This window comes from Chryseobacterium sp. 22532 (genome assembly GCF_052044665.1).
In the GTDB taxonomy this organism is placed as follows: domain Bacteria; phylum Bacteroidota; class Bacteroidia; order Flavobacteriales; family Weeksellaceae; genus Chryseobacterium; species Chryseobacterium lathyri.
Genome location: NZ_JBQENJ010000003.1, coordinates 94,212 through 107,058, shown reverse-complemented (window position 1 = coordinate 107,058; position 12,847 = coordinate 94,212). Strand labels below are relative to the sequence as shown.

Below are 12,847 nucleotides of genomic sequence, written 5' to 3'. Positions count from 1 at the left end.
CATGTCTAAAATTTGGGTTAAGAAGCCAATGAGCGCTTATGAAGCTGATATCAAAAAGAGTCAGCTGAAACGCGTTCTGGGAAAATGGAGCCTTACTGCTATCGGAATCGGAGCAATCATTGGAGGAGGAATTTTTGTACTTACAGGAACAGGTGCGTATTATAATGCAGGGCCTGCACTGGCACTTTCATTCGTAATTGCAGGGATAGCCTGCGTATTTGCAGCACTTTGTTATGCAGAATTTGCTTCCATACTTCCCGTAGAAGGTTCAGCTTATGCTTATGCTTATGGTACAGTAGGAGAAATTTTTGCATGGATCATAGGATGGGGACTGATACTTGAATACGCTATGGGATCTATGACGGTCGCCGTATCCTGGTCAGGATATTTTGCCAAACTTCTCAAAATGTTCGGGCTGCATCTTCCTGCTTATCTTACCTCAGATCCGCAAACCTATATTGCAGCAGGAAACTCCGGATTTTCTATGAATTTGCCCGCATTTTTGATTGTTTTCTTTGTGATTTCTATTCTGGTAAGAGGAACAAAAGGTGCTGCTAAAGCCAATAACTTTATTGTAATACTTAAAGTTTCTGCCATTATTTTTGTAATCGTTGCAGGAGCATTTATCATTTTAAATTCAGCTGAACCTTTTAAAAACTGGGTTCCTTTTATTCCTGATCCAACCACTATTACCGAAAATGGAGTCTCGCATTCCGCTTACGGTCTGGCAGGTGTGGTTGCGGGAGCATCAGCTATTTTCTTTGCATATGTAGGTTTCGATGCAGTTTCCACACAGGCGGGAGAAGCTATTAACCCTAAAAAAGACGTACCATTTGCGATCATCGCTTCTTTGATCATCTGTACGCTTTTATATATCCTTGTTTCTTTGGTGTTAACAGGAATGATGCATTATACAGACTTTAACCCGCTGGGTAAATATCCGGATGCAATCAAAGCACCTGTAGCATATGCATTTGATATTGCCGGATATGCATGGGCTGGTTACATTATTACCATTGCTGCTACAATAGGATTGATCTCTGTACTGATGGTAATGATCATGGGACAGTCAAGAATTTTCCTTGGAATGTCTAAAGACGGATTGATCCCGGCTACTTTTTCAAAAGTAAACCCTAAAACTGGAGTACCTACAAAAAACCTTCTTATTTTAGGAGTGGTAATTGCTATTATTGCCTCTCTTACCCCGATTAATGATCTTGCCCATATGACCAGTTTCGGAACTTTGTTCGCGTTTACAATGGTATGTGTAGCAGTTTGGGTATTAAGAGTGAAAGAGCCTAATTTACAGAGAAACTTTAAAGTTCCGGCTTTACCTCTTATTGCCTGTTTAGGTATCGCGATCAATGTTTATCTGATCTTTAACCTGAGCAAAGAAGCGCAGATGTATTCTTTTGCATGGCTGATCATCGGATTCTTTGTGTACTTCCTGTACAGTAAAAAGCATTCCAAGCTTCAGAACGGAGGTTTTGGAGAAACTTTTAAAGCAGAACAGGAGCCTTTAGAAAAACCTGATATAGATTTATAAAAAATATCAACTTAAAATCCACAGAATTCTGTGGATTTTTTATTTTTGTCTCTATGAAAAAAACTTTTTCCATTTTATTGGTATGCTTGGGGATATTTATGTTTTCCCAGCAAATAGAAAGCTTTACCACTATTTTAAATGACAAGATAAGCATAAGAGCTCTTGAAGTTTATGATAATAAAGTCTGGTATACCGGAACAGATTCAAAGTTTGGCTTTGTTGATCTTAAAAATAACAAGGACCAAAAACAGCTGGGTCTATCGGATAAAAAGCTTCAGTTTAGAACGCTGGCACAGGATAAGAGTTCTTTTTATGCTATTAATATTGAAAGTCCTGCCTATTTTTTTAAGATTGATAAAAAAGATCTGAAGTCAGAAATTATCTTTACTGATACTGTGAAAACTGCTTTTTATGATGCTCTGCATTTCGTGAATCATCAGATGGCTTATACTTTCAGTGATGCAGATAAGGATAATCTATTGAAACTGGCTGTTTACAGTAATGGAAAATGGAGAATGTTCAAAAGTGATATAAAACTGAACAGCGGTGAAGCGGCTTTTGCAGCAAGCAATACCAATATCGCTTCAACAAAAAAGTATCTGTGGATTGCAACTGGCGGAAAAGCATCAAGAATATTAAGAATGGATTTGAAAAAAGAAAGTATCCAGGTTTTCGAAACTCCTTTTATCCAGGGAGAATCTTCGCAGGGAATGTATTCAATAGATTTTTATGACAACCGATTCGGGATTGCAGTAGGCGGAGATTATACCAAACAGGACGCAAATATCAATAATATTGCAACCACCCATGATGGCGGGGAAACCTGGCAGGTACAGTCTTCCGGAAAGAATGCCGGCTACACGACCTGTGTAAAAATTAAACCGGGATCAAAAGGAAAAGAAATCATTGCTGTAGGCGATAAGCACATCAGTTATTCTTCTGATTTCGGAAAAACATGGAAAAAAATTTCTGATGAGAAAGGATTTTTTGTCTGCAGCTGGCTAGAGGGCAATACCGTTGTTTTTGCAGGAAAAGACAGAATCTCAGTCATGAAATTAAAATTTTAAATCTTAGGGATAGAATTTATCATTATTTGAAGAATTCCAGTAGCGATCATATTTAGACTCATTATAAAATACAGCCTAATATATTTCATGGTTTAAAATTCATTCGTAATGGTTAATTTTGCAGGATGAAATTTATTTTATGTTAAATTTCATGATTCGATAATATTTTAAATTTTGAAATGAATTCTTTAATAGATAAGTATAATATTCCCGGACCACGCTACACATCATATCCCACTGTTCCTTATTGGGACGAATCTACATTTTCTCCTGAAAAGTGGAGGGAGACCGTGATAAGGTCATTTCATGAGAGTAATGCAGAAGAGGGAATTTCTATTTATATTCACCTGCCTTTCTGCGAAGCATTGTGTACGTTCTGTGCCTGCCACAAGCGTATCACAAAACAACACAGTGTTGAAATTCCATATCTGGAAAGTGTTTTGAAGGAATGGAAGCTTTATCTGGAACTTTTTGAAGAAAGACCCAAGCTTAAAGAACTTCACCTTGGAGGCGGGACCCCTACATTTTTTTCGCCAAAAAATTTAAAAACCTTATTGGAAGGTATCTTTGAAACCGTAGAAATAGCAGAACACCCTGAGTTTTCTTTTGAAGGACATCCGAATAATACGACAAGGGATCACCTTCAGACTTTATACGATCTTGGCTTCAGGAGGGTAAGTTTTGGCGTTCAGGATTATGACCCTAAAGTTCAAAAGGCAATCAACAGAATACAATCCTTTGAAAATGTAAAAAATGTAACGGAGTGGGCTAAGGAAATTGGTTACAGAGGAATCAGCCATGATTTGGTTTTCGGACTCCCGCACCAGAGCTGGGATGCCATGGAGAATACCATCAGAAAAACAATGGAACTGAAGCCGGACAGGCTTGCTTTTTATTCCTATGCACACGTTCCGTGGGTAAAAGGGGTAGGACAGAGAGGTTTTGATGAAAACGATTTACCTAGCGGTGAAGAAAAACGCCGTTTATATGAAGACGGTAAAAGACTGCTTGAAAATTTAGGATATATAGAAGTAGGAATGGATCATTTTTCTCTTGAACATGATGACCTGTACCAATCCCTGATTCATAAAAAGCTTCACAGGAACTTTATGGGCTATACTTCAAGCAATACCCAACTGATGGTAGGTCTTGGAATGTCTGCTATTTCAGATTCCTGGTATGCTTTTGCCCAGAATGTAAAAACGGTGGAAGAGTACCAGAAGATTATTGAAGAAGGAAAAATTCCTGTGGTAAAAGGTCATATTCTTGATGATGAAGATCTTACGGTAAGAAGACATATTCTGAATCTGATGTGTCAGCTTGAAACAACCTTTACTGATAAGAATTCTTTCCCGGAACTGGAAAATGCATTTGAAATGCTGAAAGAAATGGAAAAAGATGAATTGGTGGAGATTTACGACAATCAAATCAGGATCACAGAAAAAGGAAGAGCATTTACGAGAAATGTTGCCATGGTTTTCGATCTCAGGATGATGAGGAATAAACCGGAAACAAGAATTTTCTCTATGACGATATAAAACAAAAGCGGTTCCATCGGAACCGCTTTTTTATTGAAGTAAAATTTCTGTCATTTAATAATAAGTTTCTGGCTGTAAGATTTCACATCTCCCGATTTGATGATCAGGTAATAAACTCCGGCAGGAATTCCTGTAATGTCTACGCTGCCGTCGTTTTCAATTTTTGCTTTTTCCAGAACTATTTTTCCTTCTGTACTGAAAAGATCTGCAGTGCTGTTCAGGTCTTCCAGACCTTCAATGAACACTTTTTCAGAAGCGGGATTAGGATGAATATACAAAGAATTTGAGCGGTCTGTCTCGTCTGTTGCCAGCGCGCCTGTTGTGATTTTAAATATTTTTCCGCTGTTTACCGCTGCCACAAACAATTCTTTCTGAGAGTTCTGCCCGAAAGTAGAAAAATTGTTCCCCGAACTTGGAGAATTCCACACAATAGAATTATCCGGATTCATGATTCCGATCTGTTCAGAACAGTAATCTGCAAAGAAGTATTTTCCCTGAAGGGCAGGATATTGGCTTCCTCTGTAAATATACCCACCGGTTATAGAGCATTTCCCACCGGAATGATCATAAACGGCAACCGGAAATGTCATTGTGGACATAGGGGCACATCCTGCTGTATTGTAAGCGTTATTGCCTTCATAACATCGCCATCCGTAATTGATTCCAGCTTGGGTAGCAGGCATCCTGTTGATCTCTTCAATGGCTCCCTGGCCTACATCAGCAATGATTACATTCCCTGTATTTGTGTCAAATGAAAATTTCCATGCATTTCTAAGTCCATATGACCAGATTTCGTCGGCTCCGGTTACTAAATTTCCTGCAAAAGGGTTTCCGGGCGGAATATTATACGGCCCTGTAGCATTCACATCGATTCTTAACATTTTTCCCAGAAGTGAATTGATGTTTTGAGCATTATTGTTGGGGTCTCCGCCGCTTCCCCCATCTCCCGTAATGATCCAAAGATTTCCGTCAGGACCGAAATGAATACTTCCGCCGTTATGATTGTCAAACGGTTTTGGAATATTCAGAAGGATCTTTTCAGAAGCTGGATCTGCAACGTCAGGGTTAGCAGAGCTTACAGAATACCTTGCTACAATGATATTTCCGGCGGTATTGTTGTAATACACAAAGAAATACCCGGTGGTTGAATACTGAGGATGAAAGGCAAGACCAAGAAGGCCTCTTTCCCCTCCGTAAAGAACTTTGGAGCTGATATTCATAAAATCGGCACTGTTAATCGTTCCGTTGGGCTGAATGATCTTAATGATTCCGTTCTGCTGTACGACGAAGAGACGGGTGTCATTGGCGTTCGTAATTTCAACTGGACTGGTAAGCCCGGACGCAAATTCTACTAAATTAATGCTTTGAGAATTAACGATTAAGGAAGAAAAAACGCTTAGGGTAAAAAATAGTTTTTTCATAATATTTTGATATTTAGTGTATTGATAAATGAATGAAAATTTTATACCAATCGGAATTTGAAAATTTCATTACGATAAGGAGGAAAAATTATTAAATCTTAAATAGAAGTTAAAACCCCGATATATCTGAAAATAAACCGTTTCTGTTGTTAAAAAATTCATAAAATAATAATAAAATCATTATATTTGCCGACTTAATTTAACGTAGTTATAACAAAATGCAAGGAAAAGGACTTATTACAATTGTTGCTATTGTACTAGGGTTAATTTGCTTAAATGAGCTATTACCAACTTGGTACGCCAGCAAAATTGAAAGGCAGGCGACTGCTGTTGCAGGAGACAATCCGGAAAAGTATCAGAAAGAAATTACAAGACTTTCTAAAGATACTTTGAACCTGGAATTCACAAAACTTTATTACACTAAAGCCAAAGACAAGGAAATGAAACTTGGTCTTGACTTGAAAGGAGGGATCAACGTTCTTTTGGAAATCAACCAAAGAGATTTGGTAAATGATTTAACCAATTATTCTACCAATCCTGTTCTTATTGAGGCTTTAAACAAGACGGATGAAGTTCAGAAGAATTCTACAAAATCTTACATCGATAATTTCTTCGATCAGTTTGAAGCGATCAACAAAGCAAAAGGAACGAACCTTAAGCTGGCTGATCCTGAACTTTTCGGAAATACTAATTTATCGGAGATCAAGTACAATACGACTGATGATCAGGTAAAAAGTATCATCAAAAGAAGAATTGATCTTTCTGTAGGTACTGCTTTTGAAGTAATCAGAACCAGAATCGATAAAATGGGTGCGGTGCAGCCAAACGTTCAGAGAGTACCGGGTACGGCAAGAATTTCTGTTGAAATGCCAGGTATGAAAGATATCGACAAGGTGAAGAAAATGCTTCAGACTTCTGCAAAACTTCAGTTCTGGGAAGTACAGCAGGTTCCTGAAATAGCGCCATATTTCCAGACATTGACTACAATGGTAGGCATAAAAGGTGATTCTATGGGAGTTGCGAAGAACATCAACTTCATGAGTCTTTTAAACCTTGACAAATTAAGATCAAACGGTGTTGCAAGCGTAAAACTTTCAGATACTGCTGCTGTAAACAAAATTTTGAACAGCAAAGTAGGTCAGTCATTACGTCCGGCTAACATTAAATATACACAGTTTATGTGGGGATACAAACCTGAAGCTACAGATGCTGAAAGTTTAGTATTGTATGCAATCAGAGGTAATATCAACCAAAAAGCTCCGGTAGACGGTGCTGTTGAAACGGCAAGCATTGGCTATGATGAGCTAAGCAGAGTGGTAGTAGACATGCAGATGGATTCCAAAGGTGCTAAAGAATGGAAAACATTAACTGAAAAGAACGTAGGTAAGCCGGTAGCGGTAACATTGGATGGCAGAGTATATACTGCGCCAAATGTTGTGAACGCTATTCCAAACGGGAGAACCCAGATCTCTGGTAACTTCTCTCAGGAAGAAGCTAAAGAACTGGTAGATGTTTTGGGAGCAGGTAAATTACCGGCTGGTGCAAAAGTAGTTCAGGCTACAGTAGTAGGACCTTCATTAGGACAGGAATCTATTAATGCAGGGGTTATTTCATTTGCTATCGCATTTTTAATTATTATTGTTTATATCATTTTCTATTACGGTGGTGCAGGGGTGTATGCTGTAATTGCAATGATCATCAACTTATTCTATATTTTCGGAATTATGGATTCCGGAGACTTTACACTAACACTTCCTGGTATCGCGGGTATCGTTCTTACGATGGCGATGGCGGTCGATACGAATGTAATTATCTATGAAAGAACCAAAGAAGAGTTATTTGCAGGAAAGAGCATCCTGGAAGCTTACAAAGACGGTTTCAAACATGCACTAAGTGCGATCGTAGATGGTCACTTAACGACATTATTAACGGCTGGTGTACTTTTCTTATTCGGAACAGGACCTATCAAAGGATTTGCTTTGACTTTAGGAATTGGTATATTAATGACATTCTTTACTTCCGTATTACTTTCAAGAGTAATGATCTTCACAAGATTGAATAAAGGAAAACATCTTTCTGTCTGGACTCCTCCAACGAAGAACCTGTTCAGAAATACATGGATCGATTTTATCGGAAAAAGAAAATATGCCTATATCATTTCTGGTGTTTTAACTCTAGTTTGTATTGCATCTATTGCCATCCACGGTTTCAAATACGGAATTGATTTTACAGGAGGTAGAAACTATGTAGTAAGATTTGATAAAGCGGTTAATGCTGAAGATATTGAGCAGAACCTGGTAAAAGTATTCAAAACTGAAGATGGTAAAAACTCTTCTGTTGAAGCTAAAACTTTCGGAAACGACAGACAGTTGAAAATCTCAACAGATTACCTTATTGAAGATGAGTCTTTAAAAGCTGACCAAACTGTAGAGCAGAAATTATACGAAGGATTAAAGGCAAGCTTGCCTGCCAAGACTACATTGAGTGATTTCAAATCTGCGGATAAAGAGCATGCAGGAATTATCTCTTCTGAAAAAGTAGGACCTACGGTAGCAGATGATATCCAAACTCACGGTATTCTTGCTGTAGTAGCTGCTTTAGCGGGTATTTTCATCTATATCTTGTTAAGATTTAGAAAATGGCAATTCTCGTTGGGTGCTGTTGTAGCTTTGTTCCATGATGCGGTAATTATTTTGGGAGCGTATTCATTGCTTCATAAATTTATGCCGTTCAACATGGAGATCAACCAGGATTTTGTTGCAGCAATCCTTACCGTATTAGGATACTCAATTAATGATACCGTTATTATCTTCGATAGAATTAGAGAGTATTTAAGAGAGAAGAAGGCTTTAACATTGGCAGGATTATTTGATGACTCTATCTCAAGTACATTAGGTAGAACATTCAACACTTCATTTACAACGATTCTTGTGATTCTGGCGATCTTCATCTTTGGTGGAGATAACCTGAGAGGATTTATGTTTGCCATGTTGATCGGTATCGGATTTGGTACCTATTCATCCATCTTTATTGCATCGGCTATTGCTTATGATTTCCTTAAGAAAGGAAAAGAAGATGAGGTGCACGGGAAGACAACAAGTACCAAAGAAGTACTTGCTTCAAAGTAATATCAACTACAATAAATAAGTAAAGGCCATTTCGAAAGAAATGGCCTTTTTTGTGCGGATGGGGGTAAAAATATCAGGGATTTTGGGCTCAAAGTTTTTGAATTACGGATTACCGCATTCTTGGTTTCAAGATCTGGATTTCAAAAATTTAATATTAAAGTTCAAGGTTTAAATTTATATTTGCGTAGCCCAAATCTGGAATCTGATGTCTGAAATCTTTCATCTAAAATCTTGACTCTTGATTCTTGACTCTCCCTTAAATCCACAATTTAGAATCATTATATTTCAGATTTCATTAATTTTGCAGCATTATGGAAAACTCAAGGAAAAAAGCAGCCATCGGCTTTATATTTATTACTTTATTGATTGACATTACAGGATGGGGAATTATTATTCCTGTTGTTCCCAAATTAATTGAGGAACTGATCCATGCTGACATCAGTGAAGCAGCAAAATATGGTGGCTGGCTAGGTTTTGCCTACGCATTTACTCAGTTTATCTTTTCACCGGTGGTAGGAAACCTGAGTGATAAATACGGGAGAAGGCCTATTATCCTGATTTCCCTTTTTGGATTTGCAGTAGATTATATTTTTCTTGCTCTTGCACCCACGATCTGGTGGCTTTTCCTGGGCCGGATTATTGCCGGGATCACAGGAGCCAGTGTAACAACCGCCAGTGCTTATATTGCTGATATTTCTACAGATGAAGACAGGGCTAAGAATTTCGGTCTTATCGGGGCCGCATTTGGTCTTGGATTTATCATCGGACCTGTATTGGGAGGAGTTTTGGGACATTATGGTGCCAGAGTGCCTTTTTATGCAGCGGCAGGTTTATGCCTTTTAAATTTCCTTTACGGTTATTTCGTTCTTCCTGAAAGCTTAGATAAGGATAAAAGAAGAGAATTCGACTGGAAACGGGCGAATCCTGTTGGTTCATTTAAATTTTTAGGTAAGCATCCGGAAATTTCAGGACTGATCTTTGCCCTTATCTTAATTTATATTGCGGGCCATGCCGTACAGAGTAACTGGAGCTTTTTCACCATGTACAAATTTAGCTGGACGGAAAGGATGGTTGGAATTTCATTAGGGGTTGTAGGACTTTTAGTAGGTCTGGTTCAGGGTGTTCTGATACGCTGGACAACTCCAAGATTAGGAGAGGAAAAAAGTATTTATTACGGATTGGCTTTGTATGCATTAGGGATGCTTTTGTTCGCCTTTGCTACAGAAGGCTGGATGATGTTTGCGTTTTTAGTTCCTTACTGTCTGGGTGGAATCTGTGGACCGGCATTGCAGTCAGTAATTACGAAAAGTGTTCCTTCCAACGAGCAGGGAGAGCTCCAGGGAGCATTGACCAGTTTAATGAGCGCTACTTCTATTATAGGGCCACCGTTGATGACTAACCTTTTTTACTTCTTTACCCACGACGAAGCCCCATTTGAATTTTCAGGAGCACCGTTCTTCCTGGCATTTATTTTAATGGCGATAAGTGTGGTGATGACTTATTATGCATTTCAGAAAAAAGATAAAAAGCTGATCAAAAAGCTGTAATTAAAGCAAAGTCTGAAAAGATTAATTATTTAAACCCGAATTAAGATAAGTGTTGAAAATAAGCAGTAGCTTTACAAAGCATGACAGCTTTAAATATTGAACTAAAATCAAAGAGTCAAAAATGCTGGATTTAGATTCGGAATCGAAACTATTATCTGCAAAAAATAATTTACAGCCAGCAACAAAATTCAACAGCTAATCGAAGTGTACTTGATTCTTAAATTCTTGAACTTCATAGCTTTAATCTTATAAAATCTTAAAATTTGTTTAAAATTTTAGTTTCCTGTAAATAAATGTATAATCTTTTGTAATTTTACGGCATGGAATTAAGCATTGGAGAAATGGCTCTGATCGCGGTAGCGATTGTTGTTTTATTCGGTCCGGATAAACTTCCTCAGATAGCGCGTGACCTTGGGGCAGGTGTTAGAAAGATGCGTGGTGCAGTGGAAGACATTAAAACTGAGATCATGAAGGAAACTGATAATCCTGTTTCTGAGATCAAACGTGAAATTGAGAAGGTAAAAGACGCTGCAAAGGACTTCAACCCCATGAAGAACATTGAAAAAGATATCATGACAGAACCTTCCGCAACTAATGAACCTCCGAAACTAAAGCCTGCCGACGATGAAACCTACGAAGGGCCTGTAAGCAGATAATTCATGGAGGAAATCATTCAGGAAGACAAAAAGGTTTTTCTATACCTTAATAATTTGGGCGATACTTCTTTCGACCAATTTTGGATGCTCATTTCCAGTACATGGATATGGGTACCGCTATACATTATATTTCTTTACTTTTTATACAAGAACTATAAGCTAAAATCCTTAGTTTTTATCCTTATATTCATTGCACTTGGAGCTACGGTTTCCGACCAGCTGGCAAGTGTTTTCAAATATGGAGTGGCCAGGCTTCGGCCCTGCCATGATCCCAGTTTAGAACATTATATGAGGATCGTGAAGTGCGGAGGGCAGTATGGATTTTATTCTGCCCATGCTTCCAATACCTTCTTCCTGGCAGCTTATTTAAGCATTTTATTGAAAAAGAAGCTCAATTGGTTTCCATATGCTATATTTGTATGGGCTGTGATAGTTTCTTACAGCCGCATATATTTAGGAGTGCATTTCCCGATAGATATTTTGGTGGGGGCGTTTGTTGGATCTTTATTGGGAGTGATATTTGGAATACTCGCCAAAAAAGTCATCAACAAACAAAATATACCTTCATGAAAAAATCTTTATTACTGACAGCATTGATATGCTCCTCATTCATACTTTACGCACAGGACAAAATTAAAGCAGAAGAATGCTTTAAAAAAGCCGATTACAAATGTGCGGAAGAGCAATATACCAAACTTGCGGAAAAAGAGCAGATTCAGAAATATCAGTCTGAATATTACAATAATCTGGGAACAGCCCAAAGAAGGCTTGGAAAAACGGCATTAGCTTTGAAATCGTACGAATCCGCAATGAAAGCCAATCCCTTATCGGCTCCAGTATATGCCAATCTTGCATCACTGAACAGCCAGAAAGGAAATAAGGCTAAGGCATTAGAATATATCTCTACCGGCCTTAAGATTGATGCTGAAAATCCGGAATTTTATCTTACCCGTTCCAAAATCTATGACAGCCAGGGAAAAAAAGATCTTGCACTGAGTGATCTCAAACAGATCCTGAGCTTTGCACCGGATAATATTTTTGCGAAAACGGGACTGGCCAATCTGAAGAAAAATAATGGTGACCTGGACGGTGCCTTAAAAGATTACAATCAGCTGATCTCTGAAAAACCGGAATCACTGTTGTATAATGGCAGGGCAGATGTTTATTTCAAAATGAAAAAGTCTAAAGAAGCTCTTACAGATGCTAATAAAGCTATTTCCATAGATCCTAAATTTTCCCATTCCTATGTAACCAAAGCATTGATCCTATTTGATACGGCAAAACCAAAAGAGGCCTGTGAAAACCTGGATAAAGCAGTAAGCTTAGGATATGAAAAAGCTATTTTGGCAGATTATTATGCTAAATGTGTGAAAAAATAAATCTTATAGTAAATACATTCTTACGGGCGCGGCATGAAATGCCGCGCCCGTAAGAATGAAATAAGCCATAAAATAAAGAAATATAGATGTTAAACATTGTTCTTGTAGAACCTGAAATACCCAACAATACAGGCAATATCGGACGGCTATGTGTAGGGACCGAAAGTAAACTGCACCTGGTTCATCCGTTTGGATTTGTAATCAATGATAAAAATCTGAAAAGGTCCGGTTTAGATTATTGGGTACATCTTGATGTTACTGAATATGCAAATGTTGAAGAGTGGGTGAAGAATATTCCCGATCCGTCCCGCGTTTTTTTAATGAGTTCACATGCTGAAAAATCCTATCTGGAAAATAACTTTCGGGATGGCGACTGGCTGGTTTTCGGCAAAGAAAGTGTGGGGTTGAGTAATGAAGTCCTGGATCAGTTTGAAAACCATTTGACGATTCCCATGTCAAAATTAATCCGAAGCTTTAATATTGCCAATTCCGTTGCTTTTGTAGTAGGTGAGGCAAAAAGACAGATTGGTTTACAGGTTAAGTAAGAATAAAGTTTTAACTGACA

At 38.1% G+C, this 12,847-nt stretch carries 10 protein-coding genes; 9 read left to right on the top strand and 1 reads right to left on the bottom strand.

Annotated features, from left to right (window positions below):
* The first annotated feature begins 1 nt into the window (after position 1).
* The 3 genes from ACTJIV_RS08395 (at position 2) to hemN (ending at position 4,151) form a co-directional block, all read left to right on the top strand.
* The gene (locus tag ACTJIV_RS08395) at positions 2-1,546 is read left to right on the top strand and encodes an APC family permease (RefSeq protein ID WP_111957619.1); all 1,545 of its coding nucleotides are present in this window, start codon (positions 2-4) and stop codon (positions 1,544-1,546) included.
* Between the two features lie 53 nt (positions 1,547-1,599).
* The gene (locus ACTJIV_RS08390) at positions 1,600-2,613 is read left to right on the top strand and encodes a WD40/YVTN/BNR-like repeat-containing protein (protein ID WP_111957617.1); all 1,014 of its coding nucleotides are present in this window, start codon (positions 1,600-1,602) and stop codon (positions 2,611-2,613) included.
* A 179-nt stretch (positions 2,614-2,792) separates the two neighbouring features.
* Positions 2,793-4,151 (top strand): oxygen-independent coproporphyrinogen III oxidase, encoded by a 1,359-nt coding sequence (hemN, locus tag ACTJIV_RS08385; RefSeq protein ID WP_223558816.1) that lies wholly within the window; start codon positions 2,793-2,795, stop codon positions 4,149-4,151.
* A gap of 50 nt (positions 4,152-4,201) precedes the next feature.
* Here hemN and ACTJIV_RS08380 read toward each other — a convergent pair whose 3' ends face one another.
* Positions 4,202-5,572 (bottom strand): PQQ-dependent sugar dehydrogenase, encoded by a 1,371-nt coding sequence (locus ACTJIV_RS08380; RefSeq protein WP_440626801.1) that lies wholly within the window; start codon positions 5,570-5,572, stop codon positions 4,202-4,204.
* 218 nt (positions 5,573-5,790) lie between these two features.
* Between ACTJIV_RS08380 and secD the strand changes: the two genes are divergently transcribed.
* The 6 genes from secD to ACTJIV_RS08350 all read left to right on the top strand — a co-directional run bounded on the left by secD (position 5,791) and on the right by ACTJIV_RS08350 (position 12,827).
* On the top strand, positions 5,791-8,700 hold the full coding sequence (gene secD, locus ACTJIV_RS08375; RefSeq protein WP_440626799.1) for a protein translocase subunit SecD: 2,910 nt from the start codon (positions 5,791-5,793) through the stop codon (positions 8,698-8,700).
* 311 nt (positions 8,701-9,011) lie between these two features.
* Positions 9,012-10,247 (top strand): TCR/Tet family MFS transporter, encoded by a 1,236-nt coding sequence (locus ACTJIV_RS08370; protein WP_111957609.1) that lies wholly within the window; start codon positions 9,012-9,014, stop codon positions 10,245-10,247.
* 320 nt (positions 10,248-10,567) lie between these two features.
* The gene (locus ACTJIV_RS08365; protein WP_111957607.1) at positions 10,568-10,903 is read left to right on the top strand and encodes a Sec-independent protein translocase subunit TatA/TatB; all 336 of its coding nucleotides are present in this window, start codon (positions 10,568-10,570) and stop codon (positions 10,901-10,903) included.
* A gap of 3 nt (positions 10,904-10,906) precedes the next feature.
* The gene (locus tag ACTJIV_RS08360; protein WP_111957605.1) at positions 10,907-11,473 is read left to right on the top strand and encodes a phosphatase PAP2 family protein; all 567 of its coding nucleotides are present in this window, start codon (positions 10,907-10,909) and stop codon (positions 11,471-11,473) included.
* Positions 11,470-12,282, top strand: a complete 813-nt coding sequence (locus tag ACTJIV_RS08355; protein WP_111957603.1) for a tetratricopeptide repeat protein — start codon at positions 11,470-11,472, stop codon at positions 12,280-12,282. Before ACTJIV_RS08360 ends, ACTJIV_RS08355 begins: the two co-directional genes overlap by 4 nt.
* An 86-nt stretch (positions 12,283-12,368) precedes the next feature.
* Positions 12,369-12,827, top strand: a complete 459-nt coding sequence (locus tag ACTJIV_RS08350; protein WP_440626796.1) for a tRNA (cytidine(34)-2'-O)-methyltransferase — start codon at positions 12,369-12,371, stop codon at positions 12,825-12,827.
* Positions 12,828-12,847 lie beyond the last annotated feature (20 nt).

Bases quoted from the DNA above. Each gene is read 5' to 3' on its own strand.
- ACTJIV_RS08370 (WP_111957609.1), top strand. From the start codon at position 9,012: ATGGAAAACTCAAGGAAAAAAGCAGCCATCGGCTTTATATTTATTACT.
- hemN (WP_223558816.1), top strand. From the start codon at position 2,793: ATGAATTCTTTAATAGATAAGTATAATATTCCCGGACCACGCTACACA.
- ACTJIV_RS08360 (WP_111957605.1), top strand. From the start codon at position 10,907: ATGGAGGAAATCATTCAGGAAGACAAAAAGGTTTTTCTATACCTTAAT.
- ACTJIV_RS08350 (WP_440626796.1), top strand. From the start codon at position 12,369: ATGTTAAACATTGTTCTTGTAGAACCTGAAATACCCAACAATACAGGC.
- ACTJIV_RS08380 (WP_440626801.1), bottom strand. From the start codon at position 5,572: ATGAAAAAACTATTTTTTACCCTAAGCGTTTTTTCTTCCTTAATCGTT.
- secD (WP_440626799.1), top strand. From the start codon at position 5,791: ATGCAAGGAAAAGGACTTATTACAATTGTTGCTATTGTACTAGGGTTA.
- ACTJIV_RS08390 (WP_111957617.1), top strand. From the start codon at position 1,600: ATGAAAAAAACTTTTTCCATTTTATTGGTATGCTTGGGGATATTTATG.
- ACTJIV_RS08355 (WP_111957603.1), top strand. From the start codon at position 11,470: ATGAAAAAATCTTTATTACTGACAGCATTGATATGCTCCTCATTCATA.
- ACTJIV_RS08365 (WP_111957607.1), top strand. From the start codon at position 10,568: ATGGAATTAAGCATTGGAGAAATGGCTCTGATCGCGGTAGCGATTGTT.
- ACTJIV_RS08395 (WP_111957619.1), top strand. From the start codon at position 2: ATGTCTAAAATTTGGGTTAAGAAGCCAATGAGCGCTTATGAAGCTGAT.